Below are 16569 nucleotides of genomic sequence, written 5' to 3'. Positions count from 1 at the left end.
TTTTTAGATATCCTTAGGTTCATTATACAAGATGATAACCATATTTTTATTCAAAGGGCAGAAAACTATGAAATATCTATAACTAGCCTCACTAAAGCAAAAAGCTGAAAACAACAGTCAGAAGACTGAGTTGTTTTCAGCTGATCCTTATTTTTTAATAGCCTCTACAAATCTTTTCGTGATGATCTGCGGTCTTGTTATTGCACCGCCTACCACAACCGAGTGAACATGAAAGTCCAGTACTGAACGGGCAATCTCCGGAGTGGAGACATTTCCTTCAGCTATAACCTTTGCATGCTTCACTTCTTTGACGATTTGTTTGATCACGGAGTAGTCATGATCATCGATTTTCAATCCTTTTGTCTCTTCTGTATATCCGTATAATGTTGGTGCGACAATATCAAATCCAAGCTCATCGGCCAAAATGGCTTCTTCTACTGAAGAGACATCGCCCATCAGCAGTATATGAGGATACTTTGATCTTACCTCCTGATAAAACGATTCCAGATCGTTTCCATCCGGCCGGATCCGGGTCGTTGCATCTGTTGCAATGATTTCGGCACCCGTCTCAGCTAAGGCATCGATCTCTTTCATCGTAGGTGTAATAAAGACAGGATGGTCCTTGTATACTTGTTTGATGATGCCAATCACAGGAAGATCAACTTGTTCTTTTATTTCCTTAATATCAGGGACAGAGTTGGCACGAATGCCAACAGCCCCTCCCTCCTTTGCAGCCAATGCCATACGTCCCATAATGAACGAGCTGTGAAGCGGTTCTCCTTCTAAAGCCTGGCAGGAAACAATTAGCCCATTTTTGATTTGTTCCAGCACTTGATGCATTTAAAAACACGTCCTTATTATTTATTACTGACCCAGATACTCTTCTATCTCGTTTTTAACAATGGTGACTTGAGGTCCATAAATAATTTGAACTCCCGTTCCCTTTTTCACAATCCCTTTTGATCCGGTCTGTTTAATGATTTCATCTTTTACCATGGATTCATCCTTTACGGTTACCCGCAGACGAGTCGCACAGCAATCAACAATATCAATATTATTTGTTCCGCCTAATCCTTCTACAATCGTTTTAGCACGATCTGTAGCTGCAACTTGCTCCGCAGCCTGTTCTTCATCTTCACGTCCCAGAACTTTGAAATTCTTTTTTCTGATTAAGAATTTAAAAGTAAAGTAGTATAGGAAGAACCATGGAATACCTACCATCAATACATATGGCCAGTTTGTTTTATCTGTCCCTTGAAGAATTCCAAATAAAATAAAATCAATAAATCCGCCTGAGAAGGTTTGGCCGACAGTAATATTGAAAATGTCCGCCATCATAAAAGCAAAACCATCGAAAATGGCATGTACTAAATAAAGAAGAGGTGCCACGAACAAGAAACTAAATTCAAGCGGCTCTGTGATGCCTGTCAAAAATGAGGTTAATGCTGCGGATAACAAAATTCCAGCAACCACTTTTCTGTTTTTCTTTTTAGAGCAATGATAAATGGCCAATGCTGCACCCGGCAACCCAAACATCATCGTAATAAAACGGCCTGACATAAATCGTGATACCCCTTCGTAATATTGTTCAGTCGAAGGATCACCCAGCTGGGCAAAAAAGATATTTTGTGTACCGCTGATTAGCTTCCCGCCAATCTCCAGTGTTCCTCCAAGAGCCGTTTGCCAGAATGGAAGATAAAAAATATGGTGCAGACCAAGCGGTCCAAGCATACGTAAAATAAATCCGTAGAATAGAGTTCCGATTTCCCCGGTGCCAGTAACAACTGATCCAAGCCCATTGATTACTGCCTGGAAATATGGCCAGATCACAAATAGAATGGCTCCAACAAAAATCGAAGCAAATGAAACGACAATAGGAATAAAGCGGGATCCTCCAAAGAATCCTAACACTTGAGGCAGCTGAATTTTATTGTATTTATTATGCAGGGCAGCTGCCGCTATCCCGACGATAATCCCCCCAAAAACACCGGTTTCCAAAGTTTGAATCCCGACAGCCATCCCTTGGCCGGCTCCTGCCAGGTTATCCTTCGCCAGATCTCCGGTTAAAGAAAGCAGCGCACTAATGGTGCTGTTCATAACAAAATAACCAATCATGGCTGCTAAACCAGCCGTTGCTTTATCTGAACGGGCTAAACCGATCGCTACCCCTACCGCAAATATGATCGGCAAGTTGGCAAATACAATCGATCCAGCAGCACTCATGATCGTAAAAATGGCCTGAAGCCAGGTGATATCTAAAAATGGATAAGCTGAAACCGTATTCGGATTAGACAGCGCTCCGCCAATCCCTAATAACAAACCCGCTGCCGGCAAAACCGCAATAGGCAGCATGAACGATTTACCAAATTGCTGAGCTTTTTCAAAAGCTTTTTTCATTGAATAAACCCCCTTTATCTTGCTGAGTAACCTGATGCTTTAACCTTCTATCCGTATCATATATTCCCAGTTGCAGCAGTTCAATGGGATTGAAATCGTTTTCAATCCTTTTCATCATTCTGCCGGCAACGCTGAAAATACGTTCAGTTGCTAAGGTGCCTAACAAACATAAAGCGAAATTTGTATGCCGTTAAAAGGAAAAATAGTTAAAAATAAACTTACTTGATTAATATATTTACGTTAAATCTTCATTTACAATACTGGACCAGCCAGAAAATATCTGGCTGGTCTTTTGAAATTGAAGTATCGCTAACAGAGCCTTCCTTATTAAGGAGAGAGTGACATTTAGCCATTAACCTGCAAAAGGAGATGTCAACTAAACAGCTAGGCAAGATTATTTAATAGAATTAACCTTGATTCGCCAAATCATATGATGAGACCCTTCTCCCCAATAATCCTTTAATAAATAATCCGGTTCTCCAAACTTCCTTCTCCAGATCTTTTGTGAATGTTTATATCCTGAATCTAAACAGAATTCTTCTACTCCTTTATTCCTTAAGGTCAAATACATAGCTGCTAATAATTGATTGCCTATGCCCTTTTTCTGATAATCAGGATGTACAAAGACTGTCCCCACTTCATAAAAGCCATTAAGTGCCTGATCCGAACCTCTAATTATCAGCTCATTGGCTGCTCCGTATTCTATTGAACCAACGATTTTATCGCCAAGTAGAGCGATTAGAAAATACCGTTCTTTACCGCCGCTTTTCATATCCATATTCAAATAGTTTTTCTTGGCTATAATTTCTTCTTCCATGTCTTCCAGCAAATCACCAATGCCTTCTTTAAGAAACGTATCGGTTATAACCATTCGAAAGAAATGGTTTAGATCTTTTGCATCCTCAGCAGCTGGCCTTCTTATCATGACATTATTCACTATTAATCTGCCCCTTTTATAGTTACTCCTTTGGATACTTCTTTCCATTTTGTTTCTCTCATTCTACTATACCCAGGTAAAGACTTAGTAAAAAAATGTATCCTTAAGGTTTCCTGCTTATTCATCGATCAGGCCGCAGTCAGCCATTAAAAAAGTGCGTTAATCGAGGATTAACGCACTTCTGCTCACTTATTTCGGTATTTCTTGAATAACTTAATAGTAAAAGCCGTTTTCCCTGGTGCACTCTCCACATCTATGCACCCGCTATGAAGATCGACGATGCTTTTGGAAATCGCCAGTCCCAAACCCGAACCACCTGTATACTGGGATCGTGACTTCTCAACGCGGTAGAAGCGATCAAAGATATGTGGAAGATCAATGCGAGGTATGGCCTGGCCATAGTTAGCAATTTCGATCTCAATCATGTCTTTTCTATCATGTAGCGCAGCATCCAGATACCTGCCATCACTTCCATAGCGGATTGCATTTTGGATAAGGTTTTCGAATACACGGGCCAGCTTTACACCATCCCCCTCTACAACAGGATCATCAACAGATGAAAATAATCGGAACTCCATTCCTGCTGCTTCCAATTGCACCTTTGTCTGTACGGCTATCTGATTAAGCATTTCCTCGATATTAATAGCTTCCTTATGCAGCTTGATCTGCTGGTTCTGCATATAAGTGAATTCAAAGATATCATTAATTAACGCATATAAGCTTGATGTCTTTGCATGAATGATTTGAACATAGTGGCGAAGCTCGAGCTCATTACTGTACCGGTCATTATTAATAAGATCCAGGTATCCTATAATAGATGTAAGCGGAGACCTTAAGTCGTGCGCTACACTCGTTACAAGCTCATTTTTCAGCTGCTCTGTCCTTTTGACTTCCTTAATTGCCTCCTCCGATTTTTCAATTATCTTTTGTATGCCATCTGCGAGTGCCTGAAATTCCGGCTGCACGTAAAAACCTTCTGAAGCATTCTCCTGCCTTACCCATCGCTGAACATCCTCTGTCACTTTAATAAGATTAAGTGCAAGATATCGTTTCCGCTCAAACTGATAAAATATCAGCAAAAATAACCCGGTGGCCAAAAGATAGAAAACAAGGAAGAAAAATTCACGAAAATAGGATAGGATGAAAAACAGGCTCTCAAAAAATCTGGAATTGTCCTCTAAAAACCATACTGCCGGCAGGAGAACAGCTCCCATAACCACCGCCAGGAAAAGTGACAGCAGGATATACATCATGACTTTCCACTTAGGCAGATATCGGAGCAGATTCATAATATTATTTTTCAATTTTATACCCCACTCCCCAGACGGTCTGAATGACCGATTCACCTGGCAGCGCCGCTTCCAGCTTTTCGCGAATATTGCTGATATGAACCATGACAGTCTTGTTTGACCCTTCACCAGGTTCATTCCAGACCTTTTCAAAAATCTCCTCCGATGCATACACACGGCCGCGATTCTTAGCCAGCAAATATAAAATCTCAAATTCCCGTGCTGTTAGCTTTATTTCGCTTCCCTCAGCGGTAACGCCATGGCTCCGCTTATCGATGGCGACAGATCCGATATATAATACATCATCAGCTTTTCCAGTTGTTTTATAATTTGCCCTGCGGAGCAATGCCTTTACTCTCGCAGCCAGCTCCAGGGGATTAAACGGCTTAATCATATAGTCATCGGCACCAGTCATTAAACCCATGATTTTGTCCATATCCTCTGCCTTGGCACTGACCATCAGGATCGGCACCTGATTGTTTTTTCTGACATATTTGCAAAACTCAAGTCCATCCATCTTCGGCATCATGATATCTAAAACAATCAGGTCAGGAGGATCCTGCTCCAGTTTCTTAAGTGCTTCCATTCCATCCCCGGCTTTATCAATGATATAGCCATCATTCTTCAGATATACTTCTATCAAATCAGCAATTTGCCGATCATCATCAACAATCAGGATTCTTGTCATTGCCTGTCTCCTCCCATCAGCTAAAGCTGAAACTGTTTGAGCATACTATTTAAAGGAGTTACCTTAAACATGCGCTTAACAATCAGATATCCAATAACTGCTCCCAGAGTATTCGCAAGCAAGTCATTGATATCTGTGCTTCTTCCGCTTCCCAGCGTCACTCGAATGATCAGCTGCAGAAGCTCAAAGGAAGCACTCAGCAGAAATCCAAGCTTTGCAGCTTTCTTAGAACTGCCTTTCGACTTCATTATAAACGGTAAGTATATGCCAAAAGGAATCAGCATAATAATATTTAACAAAAACGTTTTCAGATCGATTGTCAAAATGGGAATAAAATTGATTGCCTTATACCAGGGCGTCCGATTTGCATACATCCCTATATTCACATCGATTGGGAAAAAGACCAGATGCAGGACGCAAAGCAAGTAGATCCCGAAGGAAATCAGAACGGCAAGTTGTAACGGCCTTATCTTTTCCTTACGGTGCCTCATCCAGATCCAGAGCCCTATTAATCCCAGTAAAGCAGCTGGCAGAAGTACATACCATGATGGAATGGAAAACATTATCGACATTGTTTCTTTCAATTTAACTTCCTCCTTATCTTTCAATAAACATAGTATAGGAAGAAGTTCTAAAGAGTTTTTAAAGAAGAGATTAAGAATCAGTAAAAAGTTAGTACATAAATAAAACCCGCCCTGATTGGCGGGTTTTGTATTATGGAATTTAACACAATCTTTAAATTTTGCATACAGATGTTAAAAAAAACAAATGACTAATCGCCTCCCCCGCAGCCTCCGCCATCTCCGCCAAAGCCCCCTCCAAAACTATCACAATTATGCGAACTGCTATAATCTCCTGTATGGTGATAGGAAGAATGATTTTTTCCGCTGCCATAAGAACGATTCGATGGTCTGGAATCACCAATAGCGATCATGATAATAAGAAGTAAACCAATAATAATGAATCCTGACATTTCCATCACCTCTTATTTTTATATACGGATGATGGTTTATTTAGTTTCAGAAAATTGAAACAAAATAACCGATCCATTTATAAAGTTAATAACAGGCAAGTTCTGCCGAAAAAACTATTAAGATGCCTTTGAATAAATAGAAAGAAAGAGGACTTTAAAATGAAAGAAATGCTGGTTTACAGGTATGAAGATGTAATTCATGCCCCAATAGATTTGGTTTTTAAGTACGTCGATGATGATGAAAAAATAAAGCTCTGGAATACCATGCTGATCGAAAACATCTATGACAATGAGGAAAATAAACCAGTCCCAGTGCCTGGCACTAAGTTTGTCACCGTTCAGAAACTAGATAAAAAAATCATCAAAATCGATTCCGAATTAATTGAATATAAAGCTCCCATAAAGTTGTTATGCACTCTCATTCCAAAGAAGGCTTAAGCATTTCAAAGTATCTCTTATCAAGAGAACACAACGGCACGCGCCTGATCGTGGAAGCAAGCCTTGTACCAAGCAACTTCTTCTATAAACTGACAACCAGACTATTAGGATGGACGGCTAAATTTGTGTTTGAAGAGCAATATCAGAACTTGAAGAGATATGTGGAAAATGAAGCGGTTGATGATGAATAACAAAAGGTGTCCTGGAACGGGACACCTTTTACTGTAAAAGCATATTTACTCTTCCTTCTTCACCCATTTATCATCATCATTCTTCTCATATTTCTTCTTCACTGCACTCCAGGCAACCTTAAAGGCCGTTTCTTCCTCGTCATATTCTTCGCTTGCAGAATTAAACGCTTCCTTAAAGATCTCCTGTGCGTGATGCGGAAGATTATCTTTGACGGAATCAGGCAGATCGCTTAGTTTATCATAAGGCATTTTTGCTTCCTCCCCTGCACATGTTCTTTTATGTATTTTTCCTAATTATGTGTGTTTTAAACACATCCCCAGGAAGTCCCCATGTCCAGGAATAGCCACTCAGCTGCCCGTCATCACTCGGAAGGATTATTAATTAGTTCATCATAATACGCCTTCGGATTATAAATATGGTTATCAATGAAAAACTTCGCCTGATCTTTGAACATATCAATGTAAGACTCTCTGCTAATGGCTAAATCCCCTAAATCAGCAGTGTCTCCTTGAACTTGTACTGTATCTGCCTTTACGTCAACAACAACAGTCATATATATTTTATCCTTGTAAAGAACAGTTCCCGTCACTTGTTGTTTCACCAAGTCGACAAGAGGAAATTCATGGCGTACACCTGTTGGTTTAAACAGCGTATACCCTGCATTAGGTTTATCTTTATGATCATTCATTCTTCCACCTCATCATGTCACAATCCCCTTTCCATCGAGCCAAACTTCAGCAGAGTCAATAAAGTCAGGTCTTTTCCATGCAGTGATGGCATGTCTTTCTTCCATCCGTTCAACAAGGCTTTGGAAAAACATATCCCCCAAAAAATATCCCAATCGGCTATATCCCAATCTTTCACCGCCACGAATGGAAAACCATTCAAGAAATATCGCATCCGCTGTTTTAGATAAAATAATCTTCAGCAAATTCCAGCATGATATCATGCTGATTGGATATTGCGAATTCCAGCCACTCGTCCCCTCCATCATCGAAGGAAAAATAGACAGACGTGTTTAAACCAGGCTCTGTCATTCTGGAAAAGTGGGTAGCCGCTCCTTCCTGATAAAGCAGCTGCGCATAAAAAACGGAAATGTATCAATAATTTTCATCGATTAGATCCAATCTTTCACATAAGCCACTAATCCGATCACAGAACCAATTACAGCGCCAAAAAGCACATAATAACGTGTTTCGAGCTGCTCGAGCTTTTTTGTCAAACTAATCCCTCCTGACCTTTGTTCCTGCTTTCTACGATAATTATTGGAAAAGGTTTCAAGGCATTCGTTAAAGACTCTAATCCTGTATTGGCAGCACCGTCGAATCCTTAATCTCCCTCAATGCCAGGCTGGTCTGAATCTTCGTAATTCCCAATTCATTCAGCTTCCTGATAAACATCTCCAGCCCCTTGCGATCCTTGCAGGCTACTTTCAGCAGATAATCATACTCCCCTGTTAAACAATGACATTCTAAAACTTCCTTCATTGATTCCAGCGTTTTTTCAAGAGATTCCAGTTTTTCAGCCTGGTGCATATTGGTGCTCATGAACACGAAGCATAATAAATCAAAGCCCAGCTTCTCATGGCTTAAAATAGCCACATGCTTCTGGATATACCCTTCCGCTTCCAAACGCTTAATCCTTGCATGTACAGCTGGAGCAGAAAGATTCACCTTTTTCGACAGTTCCAGATTGCTAATCCGAGCATCCTTTTGAAGCAAATCCAGGATTTTTATATCCAGGTGATCTAATACCTTGCTTACAATTGATTCCACTATCCATCAGCCCTTTTCAATTATTCAAAATACGGATCAAATCACACACTCAAACTGAATATTCTACAATTATAATCTTATATACTTTTAATTATTTTGAATTAATTTCATTATACAAAATTATCTTTTGTTTTTTTAAATAAATGTTAAAATTATTCATATAAATAATGTCATTGTGCACAATGGCTCTGAAAAGGAGCTTAATGACGTGAACTATTATCTTCTCCTTCTTTTAACAAGTCTTCTCTGGGGCGGAAATTTCATTGTAGGAAAGACGCTTGTGGATCATGCATCTCCTATTACCTTAACCATTTTAAGATGGGCCATCGCCATTATCTGTCTCGTTCCTCTTGTCTGGCATAAAGAGAAACGGCTGCTGCCGCCGAAAAATGCAATCCTGCCATTACTGCTAATGGGCATCACGGGAGTAGCTTTGTTCCAGGCCCTGCAATTCATGGCACTGGAAAAAACATCGGCCACCAGCGTTGGCTTAATCTCTACATTAAATATGTTTTCCATTGCTGCCTTCTCTTTCATTTTTCTAAAAGAAAAAATAAACATACTGCAGCTCATGTCCATGTTCATTTCATTGTTTGGCGTACTGCTGGTCCTTTCAAAAGGTAGCCTGGAGTTGCTGGTCTCTCTTCAGTTTAATAATGGGGACCTTTATATGATGGCCGCGGTGGGCATGTGGGGAATCTATTCGGTCTGCAGCAAATGGGCCATGTCTTTCGTTACACCTATGATGTCCATCTTATACTCAGGCATATTTGGCCTTCTCGTGCTTTTGCCGTTCAACACTGCTGGTTTCACCGTTACAGATGTCAGTGCTTCCTTTCTTTTATCCATTCTGTATACGGGTCTGATTTCAACAGTCCTATGCATGGTACTCTGGAACATCGGGGTCAACCAGCTGGGACCAAGCACTTCCGGCCTGTTCCTAAACTTTAATCCCATTTTCACAGCCATCTTAGCTTTTATCTTCTTAGGAGAGGTCTTGAACTGGATACAAGCGGTCGGAAGCATCATTGTCATTGCGGGGTGTTTCTTATTCTCTGCACTTAAAACCAGGACTGGAAAAACAACAATGGGGATTCCTGCACCAGTATTTATAAGTGAGCCGGTTAAGGAGAGATAAAAAGCAGTGCCTGCCCCTTTATAGGGAGCAGGCACTATGATTCCTTCTAATCTTTTGAGTAATTAGGGACAGTGTACCTGTCCCATTGTCCCCGCTTATGCCTTTTTGGCAACGGCTTTCTTTCTTATACTTTTAACGATAGGCTCATCTTGATTCCGGCTTTCACTCATCGCTTTTAGCTCATCTTTTAAGCCCTTATAAGTGGAGTAACACATGAAAAGCATGAGAATGGCTAACGGGATGGATGTGGCAACCAGGGCTGACTGTAAGCCGGATAGGCCTCCTGTCATAATTAATACAGCAGAGACCCCAGCAATTACAATCCCCCATATGACTTTTGTTGAGTGAGATGGATTAGGGTTTCCATTTTCACTGATCATCCCTAATACAAAAACAGCAGAATTCGCAGAGGTTATAAAGAAAACAAGTACAAGTACCATAGCTAAAATACTTAAAAAGACACTCATTGGAAAATAATCAAAAAACTTAAATAAGGCAGAGGTTACATCGGTGGAAACCGCCGTTGCAATCGCTGTTTCGCCCATGTTCTGAATGAGATCAATGGCCGATCCGCCCATCACGGCAAACCAGAAGAATGCTCCTGCAACAGGGATAAAGATGGCCCCGATCATAAACTCTTTGATGGTTCTGCCCTTTGAAATTCTGGCTACGAAACTGCCGACAAGCGGAGCCCAGGCGATCCACCAGCCAAAATAAAACAGTGTCCAGCTTGCAATCCAGGTTCCATCACTATAGGGCTCAGTCCTAAACGACATCCCAATGAAATTCTGGGCGTAATCCCCTATCCCTTGAAAAAAGATCTTTAAGATGGATTGGGTTGGTCCAAGAAACAATACGAATGCCAATAGTGCAAATGCCAGCAGCATATTAAGGTTGGACAAATGCTTCATCGCTCCCTGAAGGCCTGAAACAGTGGAACCGACATAAATAAAACTTACAACGAGAATAATAGCAACTTGGGTATAAAAGCTTACCGGAAGACCCCACAGATAATTCATACCGCTATTCACTTGAAGCGTTCCAAATCCCAGCGATGTGGCTATGCCAATGACAATGGAAAGAATGACAACGACATCAATCAGTTTGCCAAAAGGGCCCCTAATTTTGTCGCCTATTAATGGATAAAAAACAGAACTCAGTGAGGCCGGCAGCTTTTTGCGGAATTGGAAAAATGCTAAGGAGACTCCTACAACTGCATAACACGCCCATGCAGAGACCCCCCAATGCAGGTAAACAAATTGCATTGCCAGCTTTGCGGATTCTTCTGAAGATCCTTTCCCAAAGGGAGGATCAATATAGTATGAAACTGGTTCTGCCACACCCCAAAATACAAGACTTATCCCAATAGAGGCACTGAACAGCATCCCTACCCATGTAGCTGTTTTGTATTCTGGCCGATCATGATCGTCCCCCAGCCTGATTTTCCCGAATCTTGAAAGCCCAATATACATACAAAAAGCAAAGAAGAAAAAGACACTGCCCAGAATAAACCAGCCCAAGTTATTATAGATAAATTCCAGTGAATGATTTGAAAAGCTTTCCATTTGCTTTGGGGCAAAGACCCCTATACTTATTAAAACCAAACTTATGGCTAACGAGGAAAAAAAGACAGTTTTTTTACCGTTCATGCCAACACTCCTCTTTCCAGAATATTGAATTTTCAGTATTTTAAATGTAAGCGGTTTCTTGTTATTCCAAAAAATAAATGAGAGAAAAGGTAAATCGGACTAGCGCATAAAAAATAGTACTCTTCCTTTTCACCTTCACAATTATTTTGATCGTTAGCAGATTCCCTGACCCATAACGGTCACTTTATCTATTTATCAGACTTTGCGGTGCATCAGTATTCTTCCCATCTAAAAAGTGGAAACAGGTTTATAACGACCGCCGCTAATAAAAGTTAAGTATAAAAGAAATGGAAGAAAAATCAACCTATACCATAGGAAGAATCAATTCTTCCTATGATATCCGCTGACTTTTAAACATTTAGTTTACCAGATACAAGCCGGGTCTCCATGATGTCAATAATCCGATTACCCACTTCCGCGGTAGATGCGGTTCCTCCCATATCCGGTGTAAGTGTCTCATCCTCGATCAGCAAATCCTCAATGGCTCCAAGCACTTGTTTTCCATATTCCTCATAACCAAAAAAGTCAAGCATCTGACTGGCTGACCAAATGGAAGCAAGCGGATTGGCAATCCCCTTACCTGTAATATCAGGAGCAGAGCCATGAATAGGTTCAAACATGGAAGGATACTTTCTTTCAGGATTAATGTTGGCACCAGCGGCAAGCCCTATTCCTCCTGCAATAGCAGCACCCAGGTCTGTTAATATATCGCCAAATAAATTGGAAGTGACGACCACTTCAAACCTCTTTGGATCCTTAACCATCAGCATGGCAGCGGCATCTACAAGGTAGGAGGCTGTTTCCACATCAGGGTATTCAGAGCTTATTTCTTCAAAAACCTGATCCCAGAAAACCATTGAATAATTTAATGCGTTCGCCTTTGATATGCTTGTGAGAGACCTTCCTTCCTTACGAGCTGCTTCAAACGCATACCGGATGATTCTTTCCGTTCCTTTTCGGGAAAACACACTGTTTTGCAGGACAACTTCATTTTGCTGCCCCTTAAGCAGCCATTCACCAGCACCCGCATACTCTCCTTCGGTATTCTCACGGATAAAAAGCAGATTTATGTCTTCCCGTTTTACATCCACTAAGGAAGTTTTTGCCCCTTTCAGTAAATGAACTGGCCGGATATTCACATATTGATCAAATTCTTTGCGGATTCTTAAAAGCAGATCCCATAAAGAGATATGGTCAGGGACGCCGGGAAACCCGACTGCCCCCAAATAAATGGCATCAAACTTCTTTAATTCTTCCATGCCATTTTCATCCATCATCTTTCCGTGTTTCGCATAAAATTCACAGCCCCAAGGGAAATAAGTAAAATCAAAGCGGAAACCTGAATCCATCGCCGCCACTTTATTTAGTACTTTGATCCCTTCGCCAATCACTTCAGGTCCAATTCCATCACCTGCTATAACCGCAATTTTATAAATTTTCACAAAAATCTCCCTTTACCTTTAGTTATTATTCCAGACAATTAATTTCATCTCGGTCATTTCTTCAACTGCATATTTGATGCCTTCCCGTCCAGTGCCGCTTTCCTTTACACCGCCATACGGCATCTGATCAACACGGTAGGTTGGAACATCATTGATTATAACTCCGCCAACATGAAGTTCCTGCGAAGCAAAGAGGGCATGCTTCACATTATTTGTGTAAATTCCCGCCTGCAGGCCAAACCGTGAGTTGTTGACATGCTTTATGGCATCCTCAATGGAACTGAATTTGTTTACGACAACAACGGGGGCAAAGGCTTCCTGGCAGGATACTTTTAAATCATGCTCCGCATTGATAATAATCGTAGGCTCAAGCACCCCATTTCGAAGGCTTCCTCCGGCTGCAATAGATGCATTCGTGGTTTTTGTTTCCTCAATCCATCCTAGTACTCTATCAGCCTCTCCTTTTGAAATTAGAGAAGAAATATACGTATCCGGTGCAAGCGGATCGCCAACTTTCAGCTGCTTTGCTGCCTGAATAAATTTTTCTGTGAATTCTTCATATACCTCTTCATGTGCATAAATGCGCTGAAGCGAAATACAAACCTGACCCTGATTCGAAAAAGCCCCCATTATGCAGCGGTCAATAATCTGGTCGACATCTGTATCTTTATCAATGATTAAGGCTGAATTCGATCCCAGCTCCAATGTTGTTTTCTTTAAGCCTGCTCTGCTGCGTATCCCAATCCCAACTTCCGGACTTCCTGTAAAGGTGACCATGCTGACCAGGTCATTTCTGACAATTTCTTCCCCTACTACACTTCCAGGACCGGTTATAACGTTTAACACACCCGGCGGCAGACCTGCCTCTTCAAATAATTCGGCTATAAACAGTGCCGAGAGCGGTGTCTGTGAGGCTGGCTTCAAGACAACTGTATTCCCTGCGGCAATTGCCGGTCCTACCTTATGAGCTACAAGATTCATAGGGAAATTAAAAGGAGTTATGGCTCCTATGACCCCAATCGGCTCTCTCAATGTATATCCAATACGGCCAACCCCGCCTGAAGCAGCATCAAAAGGAATGGTTTCCCCATGAATGCGCTTCGCTTCCTCAGCCGAAAATTTATACGTTTCGACCGTTCTGGCAACTTCCGCTTTTGAGAACATAATAGGTTTGGACGACTCTCGGGTAATGATCTCTGCAGCCTGATCCGCTTTTTCAATCAAAAGCGAAACGACTTTTTCTAAAATCTCAGCTCTCTTGTAAGCTGGCATTTTTGCCATCAAATGCCTGGATTCGTAAGCAGCAACAATGGCCATTTCAGTCTGTTCTTTATTTGCCATCGCGATTTGGGCAATTTCTTCCCCGGAATAAGGTGAAAAAAGAGATGCGTATCGATCTGTTTCTACTTTTTTGCCATTAATCATTAAATACTTTTTTGCTGGCTGAACTCCGGTTATTTTACTCATTTAGGGCCTCCAATACCATTTCATGAAATTGAACAATTGCTTTTTCTGAGGATGAATATCTGCCTTTGCTGAAAGCTCGGGAGCGAAAACCAATCTGTTCCAGTTCTACCAATTCAATATCTTCCGAGCGGACTTGCTCCGCAAACGTCATTAAATCCTTTTCCGCCTGGGACAGGTTCTCATCACGGAAATAATAGGTGTAGACAGCCATGGATGTTTCATGATCAATCGGAATAATTTGAATGGTCGCCATATTGCCTGGCCCCGGATAAATGGTCAGCATCAGATTTGGCCATAGCCAGTAGAATTGGCCGCCTTGCATTTCGGCATCATTTAAATCAACTGTTCCATATTTTTTATCTGGCTTGACAATTGTCCCTTGCATGGAATAATTCTCACACGTAATAATCTGATAATCATTCATATCAAGTGCAGCAACGAAGCTTGGATGTGCAACATGGCAGTGGTCACACTCCAGGTAGTTATCCATAAAAGCCTTCCAGTTCGCTTTGAATGTACGTGTTTTTTGGCCGGTTCTTTTTAGTTCGCTTAAAAAGGAATTCTTGCTCAACCTTTCAAAGAAATCTCCATATGACTCACTTAATGGCTTTGCATTGTCATCCAAATTTACAAAGATAAGTGATTCCAAAATTTCCATCCGCACCGAACGCAGACAGGCATCCTTTACACAAGCCTCGTCTTCCCCTCTAAAGTTAGGCGCTTTATTCAGCTGGCCATCAAGCTTAAATGTCCATCCATGATAAGCACATTGGAGAATCTTTTTATTCCCGGCTGCATTTTTTTCAAGCTTTGTTGCCCGATGCGGACAAACATTGTAAAAGGCACGGACTACTTCATCTTTACCGCGGTTTACGATAATAGGCTCGCCTGCCACTTCTGCAGTAAAGAAATCTCCAGCCTTTTCCACCTGACTAACATGTCCTACGAGCTGCCAGGACCTTGAAAACACAAGGTCCATCTCTTTTTCCAGAACTTTAGGATCTGTGTATTTGTCATAGGTTAAGGTTCTTTCAAATGTACGATTTGTTGCATTTTGCACTTTATTGTAAGCAGTCATGATTTGTCTCCTTCTTAAATGAATTTTTCCTTTAGATTGCTGAACCGGTTTTTTCCTTATCTGCCATAATGCTTGTACTATGGAGCGGCTGGACCTTTGAACCTGGATCAATATAAACCTTTGCATTGCTGACAGCTGTCGGCGCTTCCCCAAATCCGCTGGCTATAAGCTTTACTTTGCCTTCATAGGTACAGATGTCACCTGCCGCATAGATTCCTGGAATATTCGTTTCCATTTTGGAGTTTACCAGGATCGCATTTTTCTCTATTTCCAACCCCCACTCTTTAATGGGGCCTAATGAAGATACAAATCCAAAATTCACTAGTACATCATCTGCCGGGATGAGCATTGTCTCCCCGCTAGCCGTGTTTTCTACCATTACGTTTTCAATTTCTTCTGCACCTGCCAGCTCCACTGGAATATAAGGTGTCAGCATTTCCACACTGGAATGTCTCAATCGTTCCACACTATGCTCATGCGCCCGGAACTTATCTCTCCTATGAATGAGCGTTACCTTGCCGGCAATCGGCTCAAGCATCAAAGCCCAGTCAACCGCTGAATCCCCTCCACCAAAGATCACAACCTTTTTGCCGGCAAACTGATTTAAGTCTTGGACAAAATAATGAAGATTTTTATTTTCAAATTTGTCCTCGCTGCCGATATTTAATTTCCTTGGCTGGAAAGCACCGTTCCCTGCCGTAATAATCACTGCCTTCGTATAATGGGTCCCTTTATTCGTGTGAATCGCAAATGATTGATCAGACAGGCGGACGATGCCTTCCACTGATTCCCCTAAGCAGACAGATGGATTAAATTGATTCATTTGCTTTATCAAATTATCTATCAGTTCCTGAGCTCTTATCTTAGGAAAACCAGCTATGTCATAAATATATTTTTCCGGATATAGTGCTGATAATTGTCCGCCCAGCTGCGGAAGACTCTCAATAATTTTCACCGAAGCCTGGCGCATACCAGTGTAAAAAGCTGTAAAAAGACCAACTGGGCCTCCGCCTATAATGGTGATATCGAAAGCATCTGGATAATTGCCCATTCCTGAACCTCCTTTATATCGTTCTATACACCTTTTTAATGCAAGTACTGTGCCA

19 protein-coding genes are annotated in these 16569 nt (G+C 41.3%); 3 read left to right on the top strand and 16 right to left on the bottom strand.

Translation table 11 applies throughout. From position 1 onward, the window contains the following. Positions 1-147: 147 nt before the first annotated feature. From AC0VZ9_RS03190 to AC0VZ9_RS03160, 7 genes are all read right to left on the bottom strand, one after another. The gene (locus tag AC0VZ9_RS03190; protein ID WP_009335410.1) at positions 148-840 is read right to left on the bottom strand and encodes an N-acetylmannosamine-6-phosphate 2-epimerase; all 693 of its coding nucleotides are present in this window, start codon (positions 838-840) and stop codon (positions 148-150) included. A gap of 24 nt (positions 841-864) precedes the next feature. After that, positions 865-2397, bottom strand: coding sequence for a maltose/glucose-specific PTS transporter subunit IIC (locus AC0VZ9_RS03185; protein ID WP_009335411.1), 1533 nt, complete (start codon positions 2395-2397; stop codon positions 865-867). A gap of 394 nt (positions 2398-2791) precedes the next feature. Next, complete coding sequence (locus AC0VZ9_RS03180; protein ID WP_192908118.1) at positions 2792-3334, bottom strand: GNAT family N-acetyltransferase; 543 nt, start codon at positions 3332-3334, stop codon at positions 2792-2794. A gap of 185 nt (positions 3335-3519) precedes the next feature. Further along, positions 3520-4638, bottom strand: coding sequence for a sensor histidine kinase (locus AC0VZ9_RS03175; RefSeq protein WP_192908117.1), 1119 nt, complete (start codon positions 4636-4638; stop codon positions 3520-3522). Continuing rightward, positions 4628-5311: a response regulator transcription factor gene (locus AC0VZ9_RS03170; protein ID WP_009335414.1), complete on the bottom strand. Its 684-nt coding sequence runs from the start codon at positions 5309-5311 to the stop codon at positions 4628-4630. Before AC0VZ9_RS03170 ends, AC0VZ9_RS03175 begins: the two co-directional genes overlap by 11 nt. Positions 5312-5331: 20 nt before the next feature. Next, positions 5332-5895 carry a VanZ family protein gene (locus AC0VZ9_RS03165; RefSeq protein ID WP_192908116.1) on the bottom strand — a complete coding sequence of 188 codons (564 nt, stop codon included), beginning with the start codon at positions 5893-5895 and terminating at the stop codon, positions 5332-5334. Between the two features lie 188 nt (positions 5896-6083). Beyond that, on the bottom strand, positions 6084-6284 hold the full coding sequence (locus tag AC0VZ9_RS03160; protein ID WP_009335416.1) for a hypothetical protein: 201 nt from the start codon (positions 6282-6284) through the stop codon (positions 6084-6086). A gap of 159 nt (positions 6285-6443) precedes the next feature. On the opposite strand from AC0VZ9_RS03160, the gene AC0VZ9_RS03155 reads away from it, so the two are divergent. Then, positions 6444-6722 carry an SRPBCC family protein gene (locus AC0VZ9_RS03155; RefSeq protein WP_226280673.1) on the top strand — a complete coding sequence of 93 codons (279 nt, stop codon included), beginning with the start codon at positions 6444-6446 and terminating at the stop codon, positions 6720-6722. Between the two features lie 50 nt (positions 6723-6772). After that, positions 6773-6913: a hypothetical protein gene (locus AC0VZ9_RS03150; RefSeq protein ID WP_226280672.1), complete on the top strand. Its 141-nt coding sequence runs from the start codon at positions 6773-6775 to the stop codon at positions 6911-6913. A 45-nt stretch (positions 6914-6958) separates the two neighbouring features. Here AC0VZ9_RS03150 and AC0VZ9_RS03145 read toward each other — a convergent pair whose 3' ends face one another. The 4 genes from AC0VZ9_RS03145 to AC0VZ9_RS03130 form a co-directional block, all read right to left on the bottom strand. Beyond that, the gene (locus AC0VZ9_RS03145) at positions 6959-7162 is read right to left on the bottom strand and encodes a ChaB family protein (protein WP_009335418.1); all 204 of its coding nucleotides are present in this window, start codon (positions 7160-7162) and stop codon (positions 6959-6961) included. Between the two features lie 113 nt (positions 7163-7275). Beyond that, the gene (locus tag AC0VZ9_RS03140; RefSeq protein WP_192908115.1) at positions 7276-7602 is read right to left on the bottom strand and encodes a hypothetical protein; all 327 of its coding nucleotides are present in this window, start codon (positions 7600-7602) and stop codon (positions 7276-7278) included. A gap of 12 nt (positions 7603-7614) precedes the next feature. Continuing rightward, positions 7615-7845, bottom strand: a complete 231-nt coding sequence (locus AC0VZ9_RS03135) for a hypothetical protein (RefSeq protein ID WP_192908114.1) — start codon at positions 7843-7845, stop codon at positions 7615-7617. A 367-nt stretch (positions 7846-8212) separates the two neighbouring features. After that, entirely contained in the window at positions 8213-8689 is a 477-nt protein-coding gene (locus tag AC0VZ9_RS03130; protein WP_009335421.1) for an Lrp/AsnC family transcriptional regulator, read from the bottom strand. A gap of 208 nt (positions 8690-8897) precedes the next feature. Between AC0VZ9_RS03130 and AC0VZ9_RS03125 the strand changes: the two genes are divergently transcribed. Next, positions 8898-9827, top strand: a complete 930-nt coding sequence (locus AC0VZ9_RS03125) for a DMT family transporter (protein WP_019381064.1) — start codon at positions 8898-8900, stop codon at positions 9825-9827. 95 nt (positions 9828-9922) lie between these two features. On the opposite strand, the gene AC0VZ9_RS03120 is transcribed toward AC0VZ9_RS03125, so the two are convergent. From AC0VZ9_RS03120 to AC0VZ9_RS03100, 5 genes are all read right to left on the bottom strand, one after another. Next, positions 9923-11476: a BCCT family transporter gene (locus tag AC0VZ9_RS03120; protein ID WP_009335424.1), complete on the bottom strand. Its 1554-nt coding sequence runs from the start codon at positions 11474-11476 to the stop codon at positions 9923-9925. A 350-nt stretch (positions 11477-11826) separates the two neighbouring features. Then, the gene (locus tag AC0VZ9_RS03115; RefSeq protein ID WP_192908113.1) at positions 11827-12918 is read right to left on the bottom strand and encodes a tartrate dehydrogenase; all 1092 of its coding nucleotides are present in this window, start codon (positions 12916-12918) and stop codon (positions 11827-11829) included. 18 nt (positions 12919-12936) lie between these two features. After that, on the bottom strand, positions 12937-14385 hold the full coding sequence (locus tag AC0VZ9_RS03110; RefSeq protein ID WP_009335433.1) for an aldehyde dehydrogenase family protein: 1449 nt from the start codon (positions 14383-14385) through the stop codon (positions 12937-12939). After that, positions 14378-15463 (bottom strand): aromatic ring-hydroxylating oxygenase subunit alpha, encoded by a 1086-nt coding sequence (locus AC0VZ9_RS03105; protein WP_192908112.1) that lies wholly within the window; start codon positions 15461-15463, stop codon positions 14378-14380. Before AC0VZ9_RS03105 ends, AC0VZ9_RS03110 begins: the two co-directional genes overlap by 8 nt. Before the next feature lie 31 nt (positions 15464-15494). Then, on the bottom strand, positions 15495-16514 hold the full coding sequence (locus tag AC0VZ9_RS03100) for an NAD(P)/FAD-dependent oxidoreductase (protein ID WP_009335442.1): 1020 nt from the start codon (positions 16512-16514) through the stop codon (positions 15495-15497). Between the last annotated feature and the right edge of the window lie 55 nt (positions 16515-16569).

This window comes from Cytobacillus sp. QJM3NY_8 (genome assembly GCF_056173585.1).
The sequence above is the reverse complement of the archived record's forward strand: the minus strand, read 5'-3'. Positions and strand labels throughout refer to the sequence as shown.

Coding starts and splice junctions, on each gene's coding strand:
- AC0VZ9_RS03190 (WP_009335410.1), bottom strand. CDS start 840: ATGCATCAAGTGCTGGAACAAATCAAAAATGGGCTAATTGTTTCCTGC.
- AC0VZ9_RS03185 (WP_009335411.1), bottom strand. CDS start 2,397: ATGAAAAAAGCTTTTGAAAAAGCTCAGCAATTTGGTAAATCGTTCATG.
- AC0VZ9_RS03170 (WP_009335414.1), bottom strand. CDS start 5,311: ATGACAAGAATCCTGATTGTTGATGATGATCGGCAAATTGCTGATTTG.
- AC0VZ9_RS03160 (WP_009335416.1), bottom strand. CDS start 6,284: ATGTCAGGATTCATTATTATTGGTTTACTTCTTATTATCATGATCGCT.
- AC0VZ9_RS03155 (WP_226280673.1), top strand. CDS start 6,444: ATGAAAGAAATGCTGGTTTACAGGTATGAAGATGTAATTCATGCCCCA.
- AC0VZ9_RS03145 (WP_009335418.1), bottom strand. CDS start 7,162: ATGCCTTATGATAAACTAAGCGATCTGCCTGATTCCGTCAAAGATAAT.
- AC0VZ9_RS03140 (WP_192908115.1), bottom strand. CDS start 7,602: ATGAATGATCATAAAGATAAACCTAATGCAGGGTATACGCTGTTTAAA.
- AC0VZ9_RS03120 (WP_009335424.1), bottom strand. CDS start 11,476: ATGAACGGTAAAAAAACTGTCTTTTTTTCCTCGTTAGCCATAAGTTTG.
- AC0VZ9_RS03110 (WP_009335433.1), bottom strand. CDS start 14,385: ATGAGTAAAATAACCGGAGTTCAGCCAGCAAAAAAGTATTTAATGATT.
- AC0VZ9_RS03105 (WP_192908112.1), bottom strand. CDS start 15,463: ATGACTGCTTACAATAAAGTGCAAAATGCAACAAATCGTACATTTGAA.
- AC0VZ9_RS03100 (WP_009335442.1), bottom strand. CDS start 16,514: ATGGGCAATTATCCAGATGCTTTCGATATCACCATTATAGGCGGAGGC.